The sequence below is a fragment of the Bradyrhizobium sp. Ec3.3 genome, from assembly GCF_000472925.1.
Taxonomy (GTDB): Bacteria; Pseudomonadota; Alphaproteobacteria; order Rhizobiales; family Xanthobacteraceae; genus Bradyrhizobium.
In genome coordinates this window covers 40,136-61,647 of sequence record NZ_KI421478.1, presented here as the reverse complement: position 1 = coordinate 61,647, position 21,512 = coordinate 40,136, and the positions used below count along the sequence as shown (strand labels likewise).

Annotated in this window: 18 protein-coding genes and 1 tRNA gene; 7 read left to right on the top strand and 12 right to left on the bottom strand. The window is 65.6% G+C overall.

Annotation, left to right across the window (positions count from 1 at the left end):
- Positions 1 to 56 precede the first annotated feature (56 nt).
- From YUU_RS0146955 to trxA, 5 genes are all read left to right on the top strand, one after another.
- Positions 57 to 374 carry a pilus assembly protein PilZ gene (locus YUU_RS0146955; protein ID WP_027528299.1) on the top strand — a complete coding sequence of 106 codons (318 nt, stop codon included), beginning with the start codon at positions 57 to 59 and terminating at the stop codon, positions 372 to 374.
- Positions 375 to 487: 113 nt separating this feature from the next.
- The gene (locus YUU_RS0146950) at positions 488 to 1,210 is read left to right on the top strand and encodes a nucleotidyltransferase family protein (protein WP_027528298.1); all 723 of its coding nucleotides are present in this window, start codon (positions 488 to 490) and stop codon (positions 1,208 to 1,210) included.
- Between the two features lie 244 nt (positions 1,211 to 1,454).
- Complete coding sequence (gene addB / locus YUU_RS0146945) at positions 1,455 to 4,601, top strand: double-strand break repair protein AddB (protein ID WP_027528297.1); 3,147 nt, start codon at positions 1,455 to 1,457, stop codon at positions 4,599 to 4,601.
- Positions 4,595 to 8,104: a double-strand break repair helicase AddA gene (gene addA / locus YUU_RS0146940; protein ID WP_027528296.1), complete on the top strand. Its 3,510-nt coding sequence runs from the start codon at positions 4,595 to 4,597 to the stop codon at positions 8,102 to 8,104. Before addB ends, addA begins: the two co-directional genes overlap by 7 nt.
- Before the next feature lie 64 nt (positions 8,105 to 8,168).
- Positions 8,169 to 8,489 (top strand): thioredoxin, encoded by a 321-nt coding sequence (gene trxA, locus YUU_RS0146935; RefSeq protein WP_027528295.1) that lies wholly within the window; start codon positions 8,169 to 8,171, stop codon positions 8,487 to 8,489.
- 74 nt (positions 8,490 to 8,563) lie between these two features.
- Here the strand turns inward: trxA and YUU_RS0146930 are convergent, their stop codons facing one another.
- The 12 genes from YUU_RS0146930 to aroA form a co-directional block, all read right to left on the bottom strand.
- Positions 8,564 to 9,304 carry a metallophosphoesterase gene (locus tag YUU_RS0146930; RefSeq protein ID WP_027528294.1) on the bottom strand — a complete coding sequence of 247 codons (741 nt, stop codon included), beginning with the start codon at positions 9,302 to 9,304 and terminating at the stop codon, positions 8,564 to 8,566.
- Between the two features lie 77 nt (positions 9,305 to 9,381).
- Complete coding sequence (locus YUU_RS0146925; RefSeq protein ID WP_027528293.1) at positions 9,382 to 10,725, bottom strand: folylpolyglutamate synthase/dihydrofolate synthase family protein; 1,344 nt, start codon at positions 10,723 to 10,725, stop codon at positions 9,382 to 9,384.
- Positions 10,722 to 11,663, bottom strand: coding sequence for an acetyl-CoA carboxylase, carboxyltransferase subunit beta (gene accD / locus YUU_RS0146920; protein ID WP_027528292.1), 942 nt, complete (start codon positions 11,661 to 11,663; stop codon positions 10,722 to 10,724). The genes YUU_RS0146925 and accD overlap by 4 nt, the downstream gene beginning before the upstream one ends.
- A gap of 212 nt (positions 11,664 to 11,875) precedes the next feature.
- Positions 11,876 to 12,712: a tryptophan synthase subunit alpha gene (trpA, locus tag YUU_RS0146915; protein WP_027528291.1), complete on the bottom strand. Its 837-nt coding sequence runs from the start codon at positions 12,710 to 12,712 to the stop codon at positions 11,876 to 11,878.
- A complete protein-coding gene (trpB, locus tag YUU_RS0146910) occupies positions 12,709 to 13,926 on the bottom strand; it encodes a tryptophan synthase subunit beta (RefSeq protein ID WP_027528290.1) in 1,218 nt (405 codons plus the stop codon). The genes trpA and trpB overlap by 4 nt, the downstream gene beginning before the upstream one ends.
- Positions 13,923 to 14,582 carry a phosphoribosylanthranilate isomerase gene (locus YUU_RS0146905; protein WP_027528289.1) on the bottom strand — a complete coding sequence of 220 codons (660 nt, stop codon included), beginning with the start codon at positions 14,580 to 14,582 and terminating at the stop codon, positions 13,923 to 13,925. Before YUU_RS0146905 ends, trpB begins: the two co-directional genes overlap by 4 nt.
- Before the next feature lie 67 nt (positions 14,583 to 14,649).
- On the bottom strand, positions 14,650 to 15,042 hold the full coding sequence (locus tag YUU_RS0146900; RefSeq protein WP_027528288.1) for a DUF1049 domain-containing protein: 393 nt from the start codon (positions 15,040 to 15,042) through the stop codon (positions 14,650 to 14,652).
- Between the two features lie 73 nt (positions 15,043 to 15,115).
- Positions 15,116 to 15,421, bottom strand: a complete 306-nt coding sequence (locus tag YUU_RS0146895) for an integration host factor subunit beta (protein WP_027528287.1) — start codon at positions 15,419 to 15,421, stop codon at positions 15,116 to 15,118.
- 173 nt (positions 15,422 to 15,594) lie between these two features.
- Positions 15,595 to 16,575, bottom strand: coding sequence for a signal peptide peptidase SppA (gene sppA / locus YUU_RS0146890; RefSeq protein ID WP_027528286.1), 981 nt, complete (start codon positions 16,573 to 16,575; stop codon positions 15,595 to 15,597).
- Positions 16,576 to 16,762: 187 nt separating this feature from the next.
- Positions 16,763 to 18,472, bottom strand: a complete 1,710-nt coding sequence (gene rpsA / locus YUU_RS0146885) for a 30S ribosomal protein S1 (RefSeq protein ID WP_027528285.1) — start codon at positions 18,470 to 18,472, stop codon at positions 16,763 to 16,765.
- 267 nt (positions 18,473 to 18,739) lie between these two features.
- On the bottom strand, positions 18,740 to 19,378 hold the full coding sequence (cmk, locus tag YUU_RS0146880) for a (d)CMP kinase (RefSeq protein ID WP_027528284.1): 639 nt from the start codon (positions 19,376 to 19,378) through the stop codon (positions 18,740 to 18,742).
- A complete protein-coding gene (gene aroA, locus YUU_RS0146875; protein WP_027528283.1) occupies positions 19,375 to 20,712 on the bottom strand; it encodes a 3-phosphoshikimate 1-carboxyvinyltransferase in 1,338 nt (445 codons plus the stop codon). The genes cmk and aroA overlap by 4 nt, the downstream gene beginning before the upstream one ends.
- A gap of 179 nt (positions 20,713 to 20,891) precedes the next feature.
- Between aroA and YUU_RS0146870 the strand changes: the two genes are divergently transcribed.
- Together YUU_RS0146870 and YUU_RS0146865 are read left to right on the top strand one after the other, a co-directional pair.
- Positions 20,892 to 21,299, top strand: a complete 408-nt coding sequence (locus YUU_RS0146870) for a TIGR02300 family protein (RefSeq protein WP_027528282.1) — start codon at positions 20,892 to 20,894, stop codon at positions 21,297 to 21,299.
- A 66-nt stretch (positions 21,300 to 21,365) separates the two neighbouring features.
- A tRNA-Ala gene (locus YUU_RS0146865) sits at positions 21,366 to 21,441 on the top strand.
- The last annotated feature ends 71 nt before the right edge of the window (positions 21,442 to 21,512 follow it).

Below are 21,512 nucleotides of genomic sequence, written 5' to 3'. Positions count from 1 at the left end.
CAGCCGTAATCTCGTCCGCTGGAGGCCGCAAAGATACGGGTGGGAAGCGAGGACGCATGGCAGCGAGCACCGAACGACGCAAAGGCGATCGCGTCGTCTTCGAGCGCGGGATACCTGCCCATATGATGGGAATCGACGGGACCTGGCGGCGCGATTGCACGATGGAGGACGTCTGCGAGACCGGCGCCAAGCTCACCATCGAGGGCTCGGTCGAGGGCCTGCACCTCAAGGAATTTTTTCTGCTGCTGTCGTCCACCGGATTGGCCTACCGGCGCTGCGAGCTGGCCTGGGTCAATGGCGACCAGATCGGCGTCAACTTCCTCAAACAGGGCAACAAGCGGAAAAAGGCGCGGTCCACATCTGCGGGAGCTTGATTGCAACACCCGTCGTACAAACGTCATCCCAGGTGATTATGGCGATTTGGCCGGCTGATCCGCGTGCTAGGATTGCTGGGGCCACGAACCAGAGGTTTTCGAGAAAGTCAGGCATGTCCGTCAAACCGACCAAAGCGATGGTGCTCGCAGCCGGCCTCGGCCTGCGCATGCGCCCCCTGACGGAGAAGATGCCGAAACCGCTGGTGAGCGTGGCGGGCCAGCCGCTGCTCGACCATGTGCTCGACAAGCTCGACCAGGCCGGCGTCACCGAGGCCGTGGTCAACGTGCACTATTTGCCGGATCAGATCATCGACCATGTCGCCGGCCGCAAGCGGCCGCGCGTGATCATCTCGGACGAGCGCGACCAGGTGCTCGGCACCGGCGGCGGCGTGGTCAAGGCACTGCCGTTGCTGGGCGACGCCCCGTTTTTCCACGTCAACTCCGACACGCTCTGGATCGACGGCGTGCGCTCCAACCTGGAGCGGCTCGCGGAGAATTTTGATCCGGCGCGGATGGACATCCTGTTGTTGATGGCGCCGACCGCGAGCAGCATCGGCTATGGCGGCCGCGGCGATTACTCGATGCTGCCGGACGGCACCCTGCGCGCGCGCCGCGAGCATCAGGTGGTGCCGTTTGTCTACGCAGGCGCGGCCATCATCTCGCCGTCCATATTTGCAGGCGCCCCGAAGGGCGAGTTCTCGCTGACGAAGATGTTCGACCGCGCCGGCGAGCAGGAGCGGCTGTTCGGCCTCCGCCTCGACGGCCTGTGGATGCACGTCGGCACCCCCGATGCCGTGCACGCCGCCGAAGAGGCGTTCCTGGAGAGCGTGGCTTAGCCGCTCTCGTGTCCCGGACGCAGTGCAGCGCGCAGCGATGCACTGCTGAGCCGGGACCCACACAGCCCACAGCCGTGATGACGCAACGTGGGCCCCGGCTCAGCGGAGCGTCATTTCATGCCGCGCCGCGTCCGGGGCACGAGAGCACGTGGAGTGGCGAACAGCGGGGAAGACCTCGCTTGCGCTCATGACCATTTGAAGCTGTCTCCCTATATTGGCGCCTGATCCCCGAATCAGGCAGCTCATGCGCGTCTTCACCGTTCCAGTCTCGGTTCCCTTCCTGCGCACGGTCATCGCCGCGCTGCTCGACGGCCGGCTGGTCGATGGCTTTGAGGCGCGCAAGGAACCGGCGCGGCTGGCGGATGCCACGCTCTATCTGCCGACGCGGCGCGCGATGCGCGTGGTGCGCGAGATCTTCCTGGAGGAGATGAAGACGGACGCGGTGGTGCTGCCGCGCATCGTCGCCCTCGGCGACATCGACGAGGACGAGCTCGCCTTTGCCGACGAGGCCGAGCAGTTTTCCGGCACGACACCGCTCGACATTCCGCCACGGTTGGGCGAGCTCGAACGCAGGCTGACGCTGGCGCGGCTGGTCGCAGCCTGGGCCAAAGGCGAGGTGTTGGCGCCGCTGGTGGTCGGCGGCCCCGCCTCGACACTGGCGCTCGCCTCGGATCTTGCGCGCCTCATCGACGACATGGTGACGCGCGGCGTCAACTGGAGCGCGCTCGACGGGCTCATTCCCGACCAGCTCGATCAATACTGGCAGCATTCGCTTCAGTTTCTGCGCATCGCGCGCGAGGCCTGGCCGAGCCATCTCGCCGAGATCAACCGGATCGAACCTGCAGCGCGGCGCGATCAACTGATCGCCGCAGAAGCAAAACGGCTGACCGCGCATCCCGCGGGGCCCGTGATCGCAGCGGGCTCGACCGGTTCGATGCCGGCCACCGCAAAATTCCTGCACGCGGTTGCTTCACTCCCGCATGGCGCAGTGGTGTTGCCGGGGCTCGACACCGATCTCGACGAGGACGCCTGGCGGACCATCGGCGGCGTGCGCGATGCGCTGGGCAAGTTCGCGGAACATCCCGCCTCGAACCATCCGCAATATGCCATGCACGCGCTGTTGCAGCGTTTCGGAATCAGGCGCAGCGACGTCGACATCCTCCAACCACCGGCGGAAGGTGGTCGCGATCTCCTGGCCTCCGAATCGATGCGGCCGTCAAGCGCGACCGAGAAATGGCACGACCGGCTGAAGCAGAGCGATGTCGCCGGCAAGATCGGCGCCGGCATGAAAGGGCTTGCCGTCGTCGAGGCGCCCAATCCCGAGATGGAAGCGCTCGCGATCGCGATTGCGATGCGCGAGGCGCGGCATCTCGACAAATCCGCCGCGCTGGTGACACCGGATCGCGCACTGGCCCGGCGGGTGATGGCGGCGCTCGCGCGCTGGGATCTTGCCTTCGACGATTCCGGCGGCGACGTGCTGATGGAAACCTCCGCCGGCACCTTCGCGCGCCTTGCGGCGGAAGTTGCGACGAAGGGCCTGGAGCCGCCGACCTTGCTCGCGCTGCTCAAGCATCAGCTGTGCCGGCTCGGCGCCACGTCCGGCGCGTGGACGAGCGCGATCGAAGGCTTGGAGCTCGCGGTGTTGCGCGGCACGCGCCCGCCGCCGGGAGCGGCGGGGCTCTCGCGCGAGTTCACCCGCTTCCGCGATGAGCTTGCAAAACTCTGGCGGAGCGAAGTCTCCGCGCTGCATCGGAGTGAGCCCCGCGCGCGGCTGAGGGCCGAAGACCTCGATCGCATCCAGGCGCTGATCGCAGCCTTGCAAGCTGCGCTGGCGCCGATCGAGGGCCTGGCATCGTCGAAGCCCTACGATTTCGCCGAGCTCGCGCATCGTCATCGCGAGATCCTGATCGCGCTGTCGCGCGACGAGCAGGGCGTTTCGCTTGCCTTCGAGGACCGCGAGGGACTGGCACTTGCCGCCGCCTTCGACGATCTCCTGCGCGGCGGCACGACGAGCGGGCTGGTGGTGCCGCTGCCGGATTATGTTGACGTGTTCCAGACCGCGTTCGGCGACCGCGCGGTGCGGCGGCCGGACAAGCCCGGCGCGCGGCTCCAGATCTATGGCCCGCTGGAATCGCGCCTGATGCAGGCCGACCGCATCATCGTCGGCGGGCTGATCGAAGGCGTGTGGCCGCCCTCGCCGCGCATCGATCCCTGGCTCAGCCGCCCGATGCGGCACGAGCTCGGCCTCGACCTGCCGGAGCGCCGCATCGGCCTCTCCGCGCATGACTTCGCGCAGCTGCTCGGCGCCGACGAGGTGATCCTCACCCATTCCGCCAAGGCCGGTGGCGCGCCGGCGGTGGCCTCGCGCTTCCTGCACCGGCTGGAAGCGGTTGCGGGTGATGATCACTGGAGGACCGCAAAACGCGGCGGCGAAAAATATGTCCAGTTCGCGAGCGCGCTGGACCAGCCCGACGAGGTCAAGCCGATCAAGCAGCCCGAGCCGCGGCCACCGCGCGCAACGCGGCCGCTGAAGCTGTCGGTCACCGCGATCGAGGACTGGCTGCGCGACCCCTACACGATCTACGCAAAATACATTCTGCGGCTCGATGCCCTCGATCCCGTCGACATGCCGCTCTCCGCAGCCGATCGCGGTTCTGCCATCCACGATGCGCTGGGCGAGTTCACGGAAGCCTATGCCGCGCGCCTGCCGCAGGACCCAGTGCGCGTCCTGCGCGCGATCGGCGAAAAGCATTTTGCGCCGCTGATGGAGCGCCCCGAAGCGCGGGCGTTGTGGTGGCCGCGCTTTCAGCGCATCGCCCGCTGGTTTGGCGAATGGGAGCAAGCGCGGCGCGGCGCGATCGAGGCGATCAGCGCCGAGACCCGCGGCGAGATAGCAATCCGGCTCGACAATGAGCGCACGTTCCATCTCTCCGCGCGCGCGGATCGCATCGAGCAACGGCAGGGCGGCGGTTACGCGATCCTCGACTACAAGACCGGCCAGCCGCCGACCGGCAAGCAGGTGCGCATGGGATTATCGCCGCAGCTCACGCTCGAAGCAGCGATCCTGCGCGAGGGCGGCTTTCCCGGCATCGACGCCGGCTCATCCGTCAGCCAGCTCGTCTACGTTCGCCTGAGCGGCAACAATCCGCCAGGCGAAGAGCGCATTCTCGAGCTCAAGATCAAGCCGAGCGACGCGCCGCAGCCGCCGGACACCGCCGCCGCGGATGCGCGAAACAAGCTGGAAGCACTGATCCGCGCGTTCGATGACGAGAACCAGGCCTACACCTCGTTGAACCTGCCGATGTGGACCAACCGCTACGGCAGCTATGACGATCTCGCGCGCATCAAGGAATGGTCCGCCGCCGGCGGCTTGGGGGTAGAGGAATGGTGAAGGCGCCGCGCCCTATCCCCGATGCCGTGCGTGCGACGCAGGCGCGCGCGTCCGACCCGACCGCATCGGCCTTCGTGTCGGCCAATGCCGGCTCGGGCAAGACGCATGTGCTGGTGCAGCGCGTGATCCGCTTGTTGCTCTCGGGCGTGCCGCCGGAAAAGATACTCTGCATCACCTTCACCAAGGCGGCGGCTGCCAACATGGCCGAGCGCGTGTTCACCACGCTCGGCCATTGGGTGACGCTGGATGACGCCGCGCTTGACGATGCGATCCGCGCCGCCGGGATCCCCTACCCCAACGCAAAACTGCGGCGCGAGGCGCGAAAGCTGTTCGCCTGCGCGCTGGAGACGCCGGGCGGCTTGAAAGTGCAGACCATCCATGCGCTTTGCACCCGCCTGCTCCAGCAGTTTCCGTTCGAGGCCAATGTTCCGGCACGTTTCGCCGTGATCGACGAGCGCGACCAGACCGACATGATGGAGCGCGCCAATCTGAAGGTGCTGCTGGAGGCCGCGCGCGACCCTGATAGCGTCACCGGCCGCGCGCTGCTGACCGCCATGGCGAACGCCGCCGACGTCACCTTCAAGGAGGTCGTGCGCGAAGCCTGCCTTAGCCGCGATCATTTCATGGCCTGGACCCATGCGGCCGGCAGCGCCGCAGCGGCTGCTGAGGAGATGGCGGCGGTGCTGGGCGTCGATGCCGCTGACCGCATGGAGGACATCGAGCTTGAAATTCTCGATGGCCCCTTCCTGCCGCGCTCGCGCTGGGACGACATCGCCTTTGCGCTGGAGGACGGCAGCAAGTCCGATAACGACCAGGCAGGGCGCTTACGCGCGGCAAAACTGTTTTCCGGCAGCGCGCAGGTCGATGCCTATCTGAGCGTCTTCCTCACCGACGAGAAGCTGCCGCGCAAGGCCGTTCTGACCAAGAAGTTCGGCGATCACAACCCCTCCGTCGCGCGCCTGTTCGAGGCCGAGGCGCAGCGTCTCGGCGGACTGATCGAGAGGCGCCGCGCGGTCACCGTGCGCGATCGCACCGAGGCTCTCCTGCATATCGCGACCGCCGCGGCGGCGAACTACCGGCGCGAAAAGCAGGAGCGCGGCCTGCTCGACTACGACGATCTCATCGACAAGACGCTGACGATGCTGAACCGCGTCAGCTCGGGCTGGGTGCATTACAAGCTCGACCGCGGCGTCGATCACGTGCTGATCGACGAGGCGCAGGACACGAGCCCGCGGCAGTGGGACATCGTTGCGCACATCATCTCCGAGTTTACCGCCGGCGAAGGCGCGCGGGAGGGACTCAACCGCACCATCTTCGCCGTCGGCGACGAGAAGCAATCGATCTTCTCGTTCCAGGGTGCCGCGCCGCACGAATTCGACGCGCGCCGGCGCGAGCTGCATCGCAAGTTCACCGCAGCCGGCCTGAAATTCGATCCCGTCGCCTTCACCTATTCGTTCCGTTCGGGTGCAACGATCCTGCACTCGGTCGACCACGTCTTCCGCGAGGCGGAGATCTACAAGAGCATCCACGCGATCGAGATCGGCCATCCCCTGCACAATGCGCTCAGCGATGCCGGCCCGAGCCTGATCGAGCTCTGGGATCTAGCGGAGGCCGACGACAGGCAGGACATCGAAGGCTGGCGCGCGCCGTTCGACGGCGTCTCCGTCACGAGCCCCGAGGTCAAGCTCGCCCGCCGCATCCAAGCCGAGATCAAGCGTCTGGTGGAGAGCGGCACGCTGACCGGGCATACCGGTGAGCGGCGTCCCCTCCGCTATGGCGACATGCTGATCCTGGTGCGGCGGCGCGGCAATGCGTTCGACGCGGTGATCCAGGCGCTGAAGCATGCCGGCGTTCCCGTCGCCGGCGCCGACCGGCTGAAGCTGACCGAGCACATCGCCATCATCGATCTGATGAACCTCGCCGATGCGCTGCTACTGCCGCAGGATGATCTTGCGCTCGCGGTGGCGCTGAAGAGCCCGCTGTTCGGGCTCGATGATGACGACCTGTTTGCGCTCGCCTGGGACCGCAAGGGCTCGCTGCGCCGGGCGCTGGCCGAGCACGGGCGAACAAGCGAGAGATTCGCAACCGTGCAGCGCAGGCTGGAGGCCTGCGAGGCCCACGCACGCAACGAGACGCCGTTCGCCTTCTATGCCTGGCTGCTCGGCGGCGACGGGGGCCGCGCGCGCATCCTGCGGCGGCTCGGCCATGAGGCCAACGACGCGCTCGACGAGTTCCTCGAACTCGCGCTGAACTACGAGCGCAAGGCGCCGGCCTCGCTGCAAGGCTTCATGGCCTGGCTGCGCTCGGCCGATACCGAGGTGAAGCGCGACATGGAGATTTCGCGCGACGAGGTCCGCGTGATGACCGTGCACGGCGCCAAGGGCCTGGAGGCCTCCGTGGTGTTCATGGTCGATACCACCTCCTCGCCCTCGGACACGCAGCGGCTGCGGCTGATCCAGGTGCCGCGCGGCAATGGCGGTGAGGTCGTGGTGTGGGCCGGGCGGAAGGCGGACGATCCGAAACCAGTCATCGACGCGCGCAAGGCAATGCTCGAGGAGACCGAGGACGAATATCGCCGCCTGCTCTATGTCGCGATGACGCGCGCGGCGGACCGGCTGATCGTCGGCGGCTGCATGCCCGGCAACATGAACACGGTGCGAAAGCTGTGCTGGTACGACCTCGTGGACAAGGGCCTCACCGGTTCCGGCCTCGAGAAGCAGACGATCGAGACTCCGCTCGGCAAAGTGACCCGCTTTGCCCGGCCGGAGGACGTCGCGGCGCTGGGCACGCCCGCGACCTCGACCGAGGAGACCATCACCCTGCCAGACTGGCTGCGAAGCCCGGCGCCGCAAGAGATCCTCGATGACGATCCGGTGCACCCCTCCGGCCAGGCCGCCGGGGAAGGCCGCGCGGTCTGGACGGGCGAATCGCTCCAGACCCGGGCCCTCGCATTGCAGCGCGGCACGCTGGTGCACCGGCTGCTGCAATCCCTGCCCGATATCGCCCCCGACCGGCGGCGCGAGTCTGCGCTCGGCTTCATGGCACGCAACGCCGCGGATTGGCCGGAAGCCGACCGCGCCGCGCTGGCCGACAAGGTGCTCGCCTTGATCGCCGCGCCGCGTTTTGCCGCCGTGTTCGCCGCGGGCAGTCGGCCGGAGGTCGCGATCGTCGGTCGGCTCGAACGATCCGGCCGGCCGCCGGCGCTGGTGTCGGGGCAGATCGACCGGCTGGTGGTGACCCCCGGGGAGGTCCTGATCGTCGATTTCAAGACCAACCAGACGGCGCCGAAGAGCGCCGCGGAGGCACCGGCGGCTTATGTCCGGCAGCTTGCGCTGTACCGGGCCGTGCTCTCCCGGCTTTATCCCCAAACGCCGATCAGGGCGGTCCTGCTCTGGACCGAGGCCCTTGAATATATGGAGATTTCCGCTCCCGCGCTGGACGCGGCGCTGGCATCCCTTCATGTCGGCGTGAGCGTCCTTGACCCGGCAAGGCGCCGTTCATAGGTTGACGCCATGATCTCGGGCGCGATTCCCGTCGCGCCCTTCTCTCATTGTGCGAGGTATCCCCATGGCCGTTGGTAAGGTTTCTGATTCCGATTTCGAAGCCGAAGTGCTCAAGGCGAACGGCCCGGTGGTCGTCGATTTCTGGGCCGAATGGTGCGGCCCCTGCCGCATGATCGCACCCGCGCTCGACGAGATCGCCGGCGCGATGGGCGACAAGGTCAAGATCGTCAAGCTCAACGTCGACGAGAGCCCGAAGACCGCGTCGAAATACGGCGTGATGTCGATCCCGACCCTGATGATCTTCAAGGGCGGCGAGATGGCCTCCCGCCAGGTCGGCGCGGCGCCGAAGGCAAAGCTGCAGCAGTGGATCACCGCTGCCGTCTGATTTGCCCAGCCAAGATTATTTTCGACAACGGCCGGCGAAATGCCGGCCGTTTTGTTTTGTGAAGTTCATTGCGGCTATCTGATCCATCCCGTCGCGAGCGCCTGCGCGAGATCCGGTTGACCATTCCGCCGCGCCAGCGCGGCCATCGCCTCGTGATCGTAAACGATGTGGCGGAACGTCACCTGCCAGGCGCCGTTCACCAGATCGAGGATCGCATAGCGCGCGTGCGGCGTGCCGGCCTCGACGAAGTGCGGATACGGATGCTTGTCGCGATAGCCGGGACTGCCGACGCTGCCGGGATTGACGATCATCCGGCCGTCACGCAATCGCACGGCGCGCGCAAGATGCGTGTGCGCGCAGAGGATCAGGGATTGCGTGATGCCTTTTGCGAACTGCTCGATGCGGTCCAGCGGCGACATCGCGACCGTCCCGTCGGGATGAACGGTATCGAGCCAATAGACTTCGTCGTTTTCCGGTGTCGCGTGGCAGAGGAACACCTGGTCGCGAAACACGCGCGTCATCGGCTGCGCGCGCAGCCAGTCGAGACGCGCGCTATCCAGCTGCGCATGGGCGGGACGATCCCATGAGCCCATGTTCTCGGGCGGGCGGTCGAGGAGATAGCGGTCGTGATTGCCGAGTACGTGCACGGCGTCGAGAGGCATCAGGATATCGATCGTCCGACGCGCATCGAGCGGGCCGCTCAGCATGTCGCCGAGATTGACGATGTCTTTGATGCCGTGCGCGCGGATGTCGGCAAGCACTGCCTCCAGCGCGAGATAGTTCCCGTGGACGTCGGCAATCGCGGCAAAGTGCATCGTGGTCTCTCCTTCGTGCCCCGGACGCAGCGCAGCGCTCCTTCCGCGGTGCGCTGCAGAGCCGGGACACGAGACCTTTATGCAGGAGGCGTGCCGTTGATGCCGAGCACATGGCCGGCGAGATAGAGCGAGCCGGTGATCAGGATGCGTGGCGGCACTTCATAGGCGAGCCGTGACAGGGCGCGCAGCGCGGCCTCTATGCCGGGCGCGGTCTCGACGCGCATACCAAAACTGCGCGCGGCATCCGCGAGCCGGTCGACCGGCATGGCGTTCTCGGTCTCCGGGATGGGTACCGCGATGATGTGGCGGGTGAGGCCGGCGAAATTGGCGAGAAAGCCTTGCGCGTCCTTGTTGGCCATCATGCCGGCGATCACCACCAGGGGACGCGAGACCCGCTCCTCGAGATCGCCGAGCGCGGCGGCCGCGACGCGGCCGCCCTCCGCGTTGTGTCCGCCATCGAGCCAGATCTCGGAGCCCTGCGGTCCCCAGCCGAGCAATGCACCGGAGGTGATCCGCTGCATCCGCGCCGGCCATTCCGCACCGACGATTCCGGCTTCGAACGCCGCATGATTGATCTTGAAGGCACTGACTGCGCGCAGCGTCGCGATCGCAAGGCCGGCATTGTCGAACTGGTGACGGCCGAACAGGCGCGGCGCCGCAAGATCCATCAGGCCGCGATCGTCGGAATAGACGAGACGCCCGTGCTCGACATTGACGTGCCAGCTTTCGCCGGCGGCAAACAGTGGCGCGCGCATGCGCCTGGCCTGCGCTTCGATCGCGGCCATCGCCTCCGGCGTCTGCTCGGCCGATATCACGGGCACGCCGCGCTTGATGATGCCTGCCTTCTCGCCGGCGATCGAGCCGAGCGTCGGCCCAAGGAAATCCGTGTGATCCATGCTGATCGGCGTGATCACGCAGGCGAGCGGCGCGTCGATCACGTTGGTCGAATCGAGCCGCCCGCCGAGGCCGACCTCGAGCAGCACCACATCGGCCGGATTTCGCGCGAACAGGTGAAAGGCGGCGGCGGTCTTGAGCTCGAACACGGTCGCGGCTTCACCGGCATTGACGCGTTCGACCTCTTCAAACGCGGCCCGCAACTCGTCGTCGCCGACCAGCACGCCGCCACCAACGCGGCCGAGCCGGACGCATTCGTTGATCCGGACCAGATAGGGCGAGGTATAGGCGTGAACGCGCAGGCCTGCTGCTTCCAGCGTGGCGCGGAGATATGCGAGTGTCGAGCCCTTGCCGTTGGTGCCGGCGATATGGATCACCGGCGGCAGCTTGCGCTCGGGATGGCCAAGCCGCTCGAGCAGGCGATGCATCCGCTCGAGCCCGAGATCGATGCGCTTCTGATGCAGGGCCGACAGCCGCCCGATCACGTCACCGAGCGACGGCTTTGCGCTGTCAGCGGAGGCGTTCACGCGTGCGGTGCGGCCGGCGCCACGTCGGGGGCCGATACGATCTGCGCCGCGCTCGTCACCGGCTGCGCTGATTTCGACGCGCCCTCCAGCGCCGGCGACCTGGTCAGGAGGCGGCAGAGCCGCGCCAGTGTCGGGCGCAGGTCGTGACGGTGCACGACCATGTCGACCATGCCATGCTCCTTCAGGTACTCGGCGCGCTGGAAACCTTCGGGGAGCTTTTCGCGGATGGTCTGCTCGATCACGCGCGCGCCGGCAAAGCCGATCAGCGCGCCGGGCTCGGCGATCTGCACGTCGCCGAGCATCGCATAGGACGCGGTGACGCCGCCGGTGGTCGGGTTGGTGAGCACCACGATATAAGGCTGTTTTGCCTCGCGCAGCATCTGCACGGCGACGGTCGTACGCGGCATCTGCATCAGCGACAGAATGCCCTCCTGCATGCGCGCGCCGCCCGAGGCTGCGAACACGATGAAGGGCGACTTCTTCTCGACCGCGAGCTCGAGCCCGCGCACGATGGCTTCGCCCGCGGCCATGCCGAGCGAGCCGCCCATGAAGTCAAAGTCCTGCACGGCGATGACGACGGCGGCGCCTTCGAGCTTGCCGTAGCCGACCTTGATCGCATCGTTCAGATTGGTACGGGCGCGCGCATCCTTGATGCGGTCGGCATATTTCTTTTCGTCGCGAAATTTCAGTGGATCGGGAGCGACCTCCGGCAGAGCGACGTCGAACCAGGTCTCGTTGTCGAAGATCGACTTGAGGCGCGCCACCGACCCCATGCGCATGTGATAGTTCGAGCCGGGGATGACGAACTGGTTGGCCTCGACGTCCTTGTAGAACACGAGCTGCCCGGAATCCGGGCATTTGATCCACAGATTCTCCGGCGTCTCCCGCCGCAGCATGTTGCGGATCTTCGGCCGGACCACATTGGTGAGCCAGTTCATGGTTTGCTCCGATTAGCCATCCCGCCTCGGGATCGCCTGAAGGGATATATGGCGGCCGGGACTTTCCCCGGCAAGCCGCCGTGTGATCCGCGTTAGAGCATGATCCGGAAAAGTGTGAAGCGGTTTTCCGAAAAGATCATGCTCAAACAATAGCCTAAAGCGCGATGACGATTCAGGCCAATCTCATCGCGCTTTAGAAGCGGAATTATGACCTATTCCGCCGCCTGCTGCGCGCCCCGCACGCCCTGGGCGAGGGATGCGGTCAACTCGGCGACGGCGTTAACGGTCTTGCCGGTGGCGCGCCCCTCCGCATCGAGGCTGTTCTTGAGGGCATCGACCAGCGCCGTGCCGACCACCGCGCCATTGGCATACGAGGCGATGGCGCGGGCGTTCTCCGGCGTCCGTATGCCGAAGCCGACGCAGACCGGCAGCTTTGTATGCCGCTTGATGCGGGCAACCGCTTCGCTCACCGCCGTAGCGTCCGCAGCCGCCGCACCCGTGATGCCGGTGATGGCGACGTAGTAGACGAAGCCCGAGGTGTTGGCGAGCACGGCCGGCAGACGCTTGTCGTCGGTCGTCGGTGTTGCCAGGCGAATGAAATTGAGGCCGGCCTTCATCGCGGGCAGGCAGAGTTCGTTGTCCTCTTCCGGCGGCAGGTCGACGATGATCAGGCCGTCAACGCCGGCAGTCTTTGCATCGGCGAGAAACTTGCCGACGCCGTAGATGTAGATCGGATTGTAGTAGCCCATCAGCACGATCGGCGTGGCATCATCGTCCTTGCGGAAGCCGCGCACGAGCTCAAGCGTCTTCTTCAGCGTCATGCCGGCCCTGAGCGCGCGCAGGCCGGCCGCCTGGATCGACGGGCCGTCGGCCATCGGATCGGTGAAGGGCATGCCGAGCTCGATCACGTCGGCGCCCGCCTTCGGCAGCGCCTTGATGATCTCGAGCGACGTCGCCGGATCGGGATCGCCGGCCATCACGAAAGTGACGAAAGCCGAGCGGCCCTGCTTCTTGAGCTCGGCAAAACGGGTGTCGATACGCGTGGTCACTTGCTCTTGCCCCTCAGGATATCGCCGACTTGCGGGACGTCCTTGTCGCCGCGACCGGAGAGATTGACGACCATCAGGTGATCCCTGGGCCGCTTCGGCGCGAGCTCCATCACCTTGGCGATGGCATGCGCAGGCTCCAGCGCCGGGATGATGCCTTCGAGCCGCGACAATAGCTGGAATGCTGCGAGCGCCTCGTCGTCGGTCGCGGAGAGATAGTTGACGCGGCCGATCTCGTGCAGCCAGGAATGCTCGGGGCCGATGCCGGGATAGTCGAGACCGGCCGAGATCGAGTGCGCGTCCTGGATCTGGCCATCCTCGTTCATCAAGAGATACGTGCGGTTGCCGTGCAGCACGCCGGGACGGCCACCCGCGATCGAGGCTGCATGCAGTTGCGTGAGCCCGTGGCCCGCGGCTTCGACGCCGAAGATTTCGACGGAGGAATCATCGAGGAAGGGATGGAACAGGCCCATGGCGTTGGAGCCGCCGCCGATGCAGGCGACCAGCGAATCCGGCAGGCGGCCTTCAACCTCCTGCAACTGCGCCTTGGTCTCGTTGCCGATGATCGACTGGAAGTCGCGCACCAGCGTTGGATAGGGATGCGGACCTGCGACCGTGCCGATGCAATAGAAGGTGTTGTGCACGTTGGTGACCCAGTCGCGCAGCGCCTCGTTCATCGCGTCCTTCAGCGTGCGCGTGCCCGACTGCACCGGAAACACCTTTGCGCCCAGCATCTCCATGCGGATGACGTTGGGCTGCTGCCGCTCGACGTCGACGGCGCCCATATAGACCACGCATTCCAGGCCAAAGCGCGCACAGAGCGTTGCGGTCGCAACGCCATGCTGGCCGGCGCCGGTCTCGGCGATGATGCGCTTCTTGCCCATGCGCCGCGCCAGCATGATCTGGCCGAGCACGTTGTTCACCTTGTGCGAGCCGGTGTGGTTCAGCTCCTCACGCTTCAGATAGATTTTTGCGCCGCCGAGGTGCTCGGTGAGGCGCTCGGCGAAATAAAGCGGCGAGGGCCGGCCGACATAGTTCTTGAGATAGCCATTCATCTCGGCCTGGAAGGCCGGATCGGCCTTGGCCGCGTTGTACGCCTTCTCCAGATCGAGGATCAGCGGCATCAGGGTTTCGGCGACGAAGCGTCCGCCGAAAATGCCGAAGTGGCCGCGCTCGTCCGGGCCGCTGCGATAGGAGTTTGGTTTGGCCTTGGTCATCGTACGCTCAACTCTTGGGTGGCGCGCGCGGCGCGAATAAAGGCTTTGATCATCTCCGGGTCCTTCACGCCGGGGGCGCTCTCGACCCCGGAGGAGACGTCGACGCCACCGGCGCCGGTGAGGCGAAGGGCTTCTGCGACGTTCTCGGCGTGCAACCCGCCCGAGACCATATAGGGCAACGTCAGATCGAGATTTTCGAGAAGGTGCCAGTCGAAGGTCGCCCCCAGCCCGCCGGGACGCGTTGCGTCCTTCGGCGGGCGGGCATCGAACAGGATGCGGTCGGCAACCGCCGCGTAGCCGGGCAGCACCGCGAGATCGGCCGACGTCTCGACCGGCAGCGCCTTCATCACCGGCCGGCCGAACTTCTGCTTGATGTCACGCAGCCGGGCGATGCTCTCCTTGCCGTGGAGCTGGAGGACGTCCGGCGAGAGCGCGTCCATGATGTTGTCGAGCGTCGCGTCGTCGGCATCCACAGTGAGCGCGACCTTCAGCGCACGTTTCTTGACCTGGCGGCCAAGATCGCGCCCGGTTTCCAGCGACAGATGCCGGGGCGAGGGCGGAAAGAACACGAACCCCACCATGTCGGCGCCGGCATCGAGCGCCGTTTGAAGCGTCTCGCGCGTGGACAGGCCGCAGATCTTGACGAGCAGGGACATGGTCTCAAAGCGTGTGGAGGCCGTGCACTGCGCGGCCGGAAAAACGGGGTTTTCGATGCGGCCGCTTCTACAACGTCGCGCGCTGCTTGTCTCGCCCGACGGGGCCGTAAAGGCCGCTTCCGGCGCGGACCGGCAGCCGCTGCGGATCGGGCCTTGCAGGGGCCGTAGAAGCCCGAATATCCGCCAGCTCGGCCCTTGCCGAGCTCGCATCGGCCTCGTAGCGGCGTGCCGCGCGGCGCCAATGCCGCTGGCCAAACCAGACGGCGCAGCCGCCGGCCAGTACCCCGAGGACAGCCACCAGAATCAGGAGCAGGAATAGCGGCAGGGCAATCGCCAGCGACGGATCGGCCGAATTGAAGGGGTCGAAGGAGACCTTGACCAAATGATGGTTGGCGACGGCGAAGTCGACGAGCAGCAGGCCGAACGGAATCACGATCAACGCGGTCAGGAATTTTCGCATCTCGATCGCTCGCCTTGAATCATGCTTGTGGCTGCATCAAGCGGCCACCCCCCAGCAAACCTGGGCACCGGCCCTAGTCTGGCCCGCCGGGGTCCGGATGGTCGCGGTTCAGCCGCTCGCGCATTTCCTTGCCCGTTTTGAAGAACGGGACGCTCTTCTGGTCGACGGGCACATGGGCGCCCGTCCGCGGATTGCGCCCTGCGCGCGCGGGACGATGCTTCACTGAAAAAGCACCGAAACCGCGCAGCTCGACCCGATCGCCGCGCGCGAGCGCTGCGACGATCTCCTCGAGGATCGCATTCACAATGTTCTCGACATCCCGCTGGTAAAGGTGCGGGTTGTGCTCGGCGATACGCTGAACAAGTTCGGATTTGATCATCGAGAGATAGGACCCGGAAGCGTGCGGATGACCATTTCCGTGAAAATACCTTGATCTGTCAAGACGCTAAATCAAGCTTGGACCGCGCTAAAGTGCGTGACAAAGGTCCGAAAGGGGGTCTGTCACAATACAAGCCGAACGGGAAAACCCTCTCGACCTCGCCCGGTTCCCGGTCAGTTTGACGCGGCCGGCTGCCATAGCGCGAGCATTCCGTCCAAACCGATCCGATCGACCGCCTGCGTGACGCCGCTGCGCTCGATCTGATGCGCCAGCGAGCTCAAACCGATGGCTTCGAGCGTGACGGTAGCCGCCGTTTTGAGGAATGGCAGATCGCCGAAGCGAGGCTGGAGCTTGTAGTCGCGGACCGGCAGGTCTTTCTTGACGCCCTTCTGCTCGACGAGCCATGTCACCGCAGTTTTCTCGTCGCCGAGCTGGTCGATCAGCTTCAGCTCGATCGCCTGCCGACCGGTGAAAACGCGGCCATCGGCGACTTTCTCGAGCTGCGAATCATCCATGCCGCGGCGCTCTTTCACTAGTCCCCTGAACCAAGCGTAAGAATCCTTCACCAGCGCATCGAGCGCAGCGCGCGCTTCGGGGCTGGTGGGCTCAAAACCGTTCGGCGCTGCCTTCAGTGGCGAGGATTTGACCTCCTCGACCTTGACGCCGATGGTCTTCAGGAGATCGGTGACGTTCGGAAACTGGAACAGGACGCCGATCGAGCCGACCAGCGAGCTTTGCTGAGCGATGATGTGGTCGGCCGCGATCGCGGTGATGTAGCCGCCGGAAGCGGCAAGCCCCTCGACCACCACGACGAGCGGCTTTTTCGCCTTCAGCCGCGTCAGGGAATCATAGAGCTGCTCGGAGCCCGCGGTGGTGCCGCCCGGCGAATTGATGTGGACAATGACGGCGGCCGCGCGCGAATTCTCCAGCCGCTCGAGCGCCTGCGTGCGCTCGGAATCGCTGCGGATCAGGCCATCGATCTGGACGCGCGCGATCGAGCCGGCGGACGCGAATGTGCCGCGCGCGCCCGGCGTCGCGACCAGCGCCACGCCTGCAATCGCCGCGATCGCGATCAGCGCGGCAGCGACGCGCCAGAACGTCAGCTTGCGGCGGATCCGGCGGCGATCGACGATGATGTCCGAATCGAGCGACATCGAAAAATCTCCAAATGTGGGTTCACGCCTTTTGCAGGCGCAGCGTGACCATCGGCTTATCTGGATACATCAATTGCGACGCAATTTGAAGAAAGCAAGGGTGGTAGCCGCGTAGCCCGGAAGGAGCGCAGCAAAAAAGCCCCGGCGAAACGCCGGGGCTTTGATGCTTGCGAAACAAGCGGTTGGCTTACTTGTTCTCGCCGCGGTTCTTGAGCGCGGTGCCGAGGATGTCGCCGAGCGTCGCTCCCGAATCGGAGGAGCCGTACTGCGCGATGGCTTCCTTCTCCTCGGCGACTTCGAGCGCCTTGATCGACACCTGGACCTTGCGGGCCTTCTTGTCGAACTGGATGACGCGGGCATCGACCTTCTCGCCGACGGCGAAGCGTTCGGCGCGCTGGTCGTTGCGGTCACGGGCAAGCTCGGAGCGCTTGATGAAGGTGGTGAAGTCGGTACCGGCGATCTTCACCTCGATACCGGCTTCCTTCACTTCGAGCACTTCGCAGGTCACGACCGCGCCCTTCTTGACATCGCCCGGCTCGGCGAATGGGTCGCCTTCGAGCTGCTTGATGCCGAGCGAGATGCGCTCCTTCTCGACGTCCACATCGAGCACGACGGCCTTCACCACGTCGCCCTTCTTGTAGTTGTCGATCACCTGCTCGCCCGGAAGCTTCCAGTCGAGGTCGGAGAGGTGGACCATGCCGTCGACGTCGCCCTCGAGACCCAGGAACAGACCGAACTCGGTCTTGTTCTTGACCTCGCCCTCGACCACCGAACCGGTCGGATGCTTCTCGACGAAGACCTCCCAGGGGTTGCGCATGGTCTGCTTGAGGCCGAGCGAAATGCGGCGCTTGACGGAATCGACTTCCAGCACCTGCACTTCGACTTCCTGCGAGGTCGAGACGATCTTGCCGGGGTGCATGTTCTTCTTGGTCCACGACATCTCGGAGACGTGGATCAGGCCTTCGATGCCCGGCTCGAGCTCGACGAACGCGCCGTAGTCGGTGATGTTGGTGACGCGGCCGGTGAAGCGGGCACCCAGCGGGTACTTGGCTTCGATGCCCTGCCACGGATCGTCCAGCAGCTGCTTCATGCCCAGCGAGATGCGGTGCGTCTCGTGGTTGATCTTGATGATCTTGACCTTTACGGTCTGGCCGATCGAGAGCACTTCGGTCGGGTGGTTGACGCGGCGCCACGCGATGTCGGTGACGTGCAAGAGGCCGTCGATGCCGCCGAGATCAACGAACGCACCGTAATCGGTGATGTTCTTGACCACGCCGTCGATGACCTGACCCTCTTCGAGGTTCTGCACGAGTTCCTGACGCTGCTCGGCGCGGGTCTCTTCCAGCACGGTGCGGCGGGAGACGACGATGTTGCCGCGGCGGCGATCCATCTTGAGGATCTGGAACGGCTGCGAGTTGTTCATCAGCGGCGCGACGTCGCGAATCGGACGGATGTCCACCTGCGAGCGCGGCAGGAACGCCACGGCGCCGTCGAGGTCGACGGTGAAGCCGCCCTTGACCTGGTTGAAGATGACGCCGTTGACCTTTTCGTTGTTCTGGAACGCCTTCTCGAGCTTGCCCCAGCTCTCTTCGCGGCGCGCCTTGTCGCGCGACAGCACGGCCTCGCCGAGGGCGTTTTCGATGCGATCGAGGAACACTTCCACCTCGTCGCCGACCTTGAGGTCGCTTTCACGGCCGGGGCCGGAAAATTCGCGCAGCGCGACGCGGCCCTCGGTCTTCAGGCCGACGTCGATGACGGCCATGTCCTTTTCAATTGCAACAACCTTGCCCTTGACGACGGAGCTTTCCTGCAGATTGCCGCCTGCAAAGGACTCATCGAGCATCGCGGCGAAATCGTCACGCGAGGGGCTGTAGGTACTAGCGGAAGTCGAAGCCATTTGTTCTCCAGTTGCGGACGTCTTGCCGGCCGTTGGGTTTATGGGCGTATCGTGCGCGCAGTGTCGGAAGGTCCGCAAAACCTTCGAGCGACCGCTCGCTGCACCGGGGCTTCCCCTGAAAGCAGCAAGAGCGGGCCGGCGAGAGCCCGCGCGTTCGATACGTTGAATTGTTTCCGGAGCCTCAAATCGTCGCCGGTCCCAAAACGGGGATCGGAATATCGACCTTCAAGAACGGGAGCGGGCTCTTCCTCCAATGACGACCGCGGCTCAAGTCCGCGGGCGGCCCGCTCGGACGGCCTCGATAATGTCGATGGCGGCCCGGACGCCGCCTTCTATATCCAGTTGGGAGTTATCTAGCAAGTAAGCATCCGCGGCCGGCTTTAAGGGCGCGATCGGCCGGTTCTGGTCGCGTTCGTCGCGCGCAATGATGTCGGCCAGCACAGCGGCTTCGTCGGCCTCCTCGCCCCGCGACCGCGCCTCCATGGTGCGGCGGCGGGCACGGACCTTGGGGTCGGCGACGACGAAGATCTTCACGTCCGCATCGGGGCAGATCACGGTTCCAATATCGCGGCCGTCGAGCACCGCGCCGGGCGGGTCGGCGGCGAATTGCCGCTGGAAATTGACCAGGACTTCGCGAACCCTGGGAATTGCGGAGACCACCGAGGCAGCCTCGCCAATCTGCTGGGTCTTCAGGACGGGATTGCCGAATTTTTCGGGATCAAGTTCCAAAGCCACTGCGACGGCGGCAGCCTCGTCGCGCAGGTCGGCGCCCGCCTGTATCAGCGCATGGGCCACCGCCCGGTAGATCACGCCGGTATCGAGGTGACGATAGCCATAATGATGCGCGAGGCGCTTGCCGAGCGTGCCCTTGCCGGAGGCCGCGGGGCCATCGATGGCAATGATCATGAAAAATCGGCCCCCAGCGAACGCATCATCGGAATGAAATCGGGAAAGCTGGTGGCGATGAAGGCGGTGTCGTCGACCTTCACGGCCCTGTCGGAGGCGCAGCCCATCACCAGCGCCGACATCGCGATCCGGTGATCCATATGCGTGGCGACGAGACCGCCGCCGGGCACATGGCCCCTGCCCTCGACGATCAGATCGTCGCCGGAGATCTCGACCTTTACGCCGTTGACGCGCAGCATGTCGGCAGTCGCCGCCAGCCGATCGGATTCCTTGACCCGCAGCTCGTGCAGGCCCCGCATGATGGTCGTGCCTTCGGCGAAGGACGCCGCCACCGCGAGCACCAGATATTCGTCGATCATCGACGGCGCGCGCTCCGGCGGCACCTCGACGCCGTGCAGTTTCGAGGCGCGCACGCGCAAGCTCGCCATCGGCTCACCGGCATCGCCGCGGACCTCGCTCTCCTCGATCGAGCCGCCCATCTCGCGGAGCGTCGTGAAGAGACCCGTGCGCAGCGGATTGGTCATGACGTCGGACAGCACGACGTCGGAGCCTTCGGCGATCAGCGCGGCAACGACCGGAAAGGCCGCCGAGGAAGGATCGGCGGGTACCACGACATCGGCGCCGTGCAGTTCGCCCTGGCCGACGAGCGTGATGCGGCGGCCATGCTGGCCCTCCGCCACCGACGTGATATCGGCGCCAAAATGCTTGAGCATCAGCTCGGTGTGGTCGCGGCTCGCCTCGCTCTCGATGACGGTCGTCGTTCCCGGCGCAGCCAGCCCCGCCAGCAGCACTGCCGACTTGATCTGGGCGGAGGCCACCGGGGTTTTGTAGGTGATCGGAAGGGGGTCACGCGCGCCTTGCAGGGTCAGCGGCAGCTTGCCGCCTTCGACGACGGCGATGACCTTGGCGCCCATCTTCTCAAGGGGATCAAATATCCGCCGCATGGGACGGGTGCGCAGCGAGGCATCGCCGTCGAAAACCGCCGAAATCGGACAACCGGCAACTGCCCCCATCACCAGCCGGCAGCCGGTCCCGGAGTTCCCGAAATCCAGAGGCGCCTTGGGCTGGGCAAAGCCGGCCACCCCGACCCCGCGCACGCGCCAGGCAAAATCCCCGGTCCGCTCGACCGCGGCGCCGAGGGCCTGCATGGACTTGGCGGTATTGAGGACATCCTCGCCCTCCAGGAGGCCGGTGATCCGGGTCTCGCCGACCGACAGCGCGCCCAGGATGAGCGAGCGGTGGGAGATCGACTTATCCCCGGGTACCCGTACTTTCCCGGTCAGGGCGCCGCTGGCGCGCGACTGGAGCGGCCTCGGTTGGTCGGAATGGGTCAAGATTGTGTCCTTGAATGCCCGCAGGTAGACCTTGAATGCTCCTTGGGCTCGCGCGCGCAGGTACCACATGGTCAGCCCGCCGTCACGGGCATGTCTTTCTTCCGCAATGCGCTATTGACAGCGGGCCGCCAACTAGCCAAGTGAAGCACCGCTTTTCAGACATTCCCAGGATTCCTGCCGTGGCCAAGTCCGAACTCGGAACCAAACGCATTTGCCCGACCACGGGCAAGAAGTTCTACGACCTCAACAAGAATCCGGTGATCTCGCCCTATACTGGCGAGGTGGTGCCGATTGCTCCGGTAGCGCCAGCGCGCCCGACCCGCAGCGCCGAAGCGCGCAGCATGGCCCAGGACACCACGCCGGAACCGGCCGAGACCGAGGAAATGGTATCCCTCGAGGAAGCCGATGCCGAGGAGAACACCGGCAAGGTCAAGGCGGCCGTGCCCGAATCCGAGGACGACATCGAGGTCGACGAGACCCTCGAGGACGACGATGACGATGATTCGACCTTTATCGCCGACGACGAAGAGGGCGATGAGGACGTAACCGACATCATTGGTGATGTCGGAGGCGATGAAGAGACTTGAGATAATTCCAGAACTGTGGTTCTGGGTCTTTCCCGACGCGCTGCCCAAGGCGCGTCGGATGGTTAAGGGGCCATAGCTCAGCTGGGAGAGCGCTTGCATGGCATGCAAGAGGTCGGCGGTTCGATCCCGCCTGGCTCCACCACGCTTCGCCCTTCGGGCTACGCGTGGCGCAGCCGCGCAGAGCCCGAAGGGTGAAGCGTGGTGTCCGGCGAA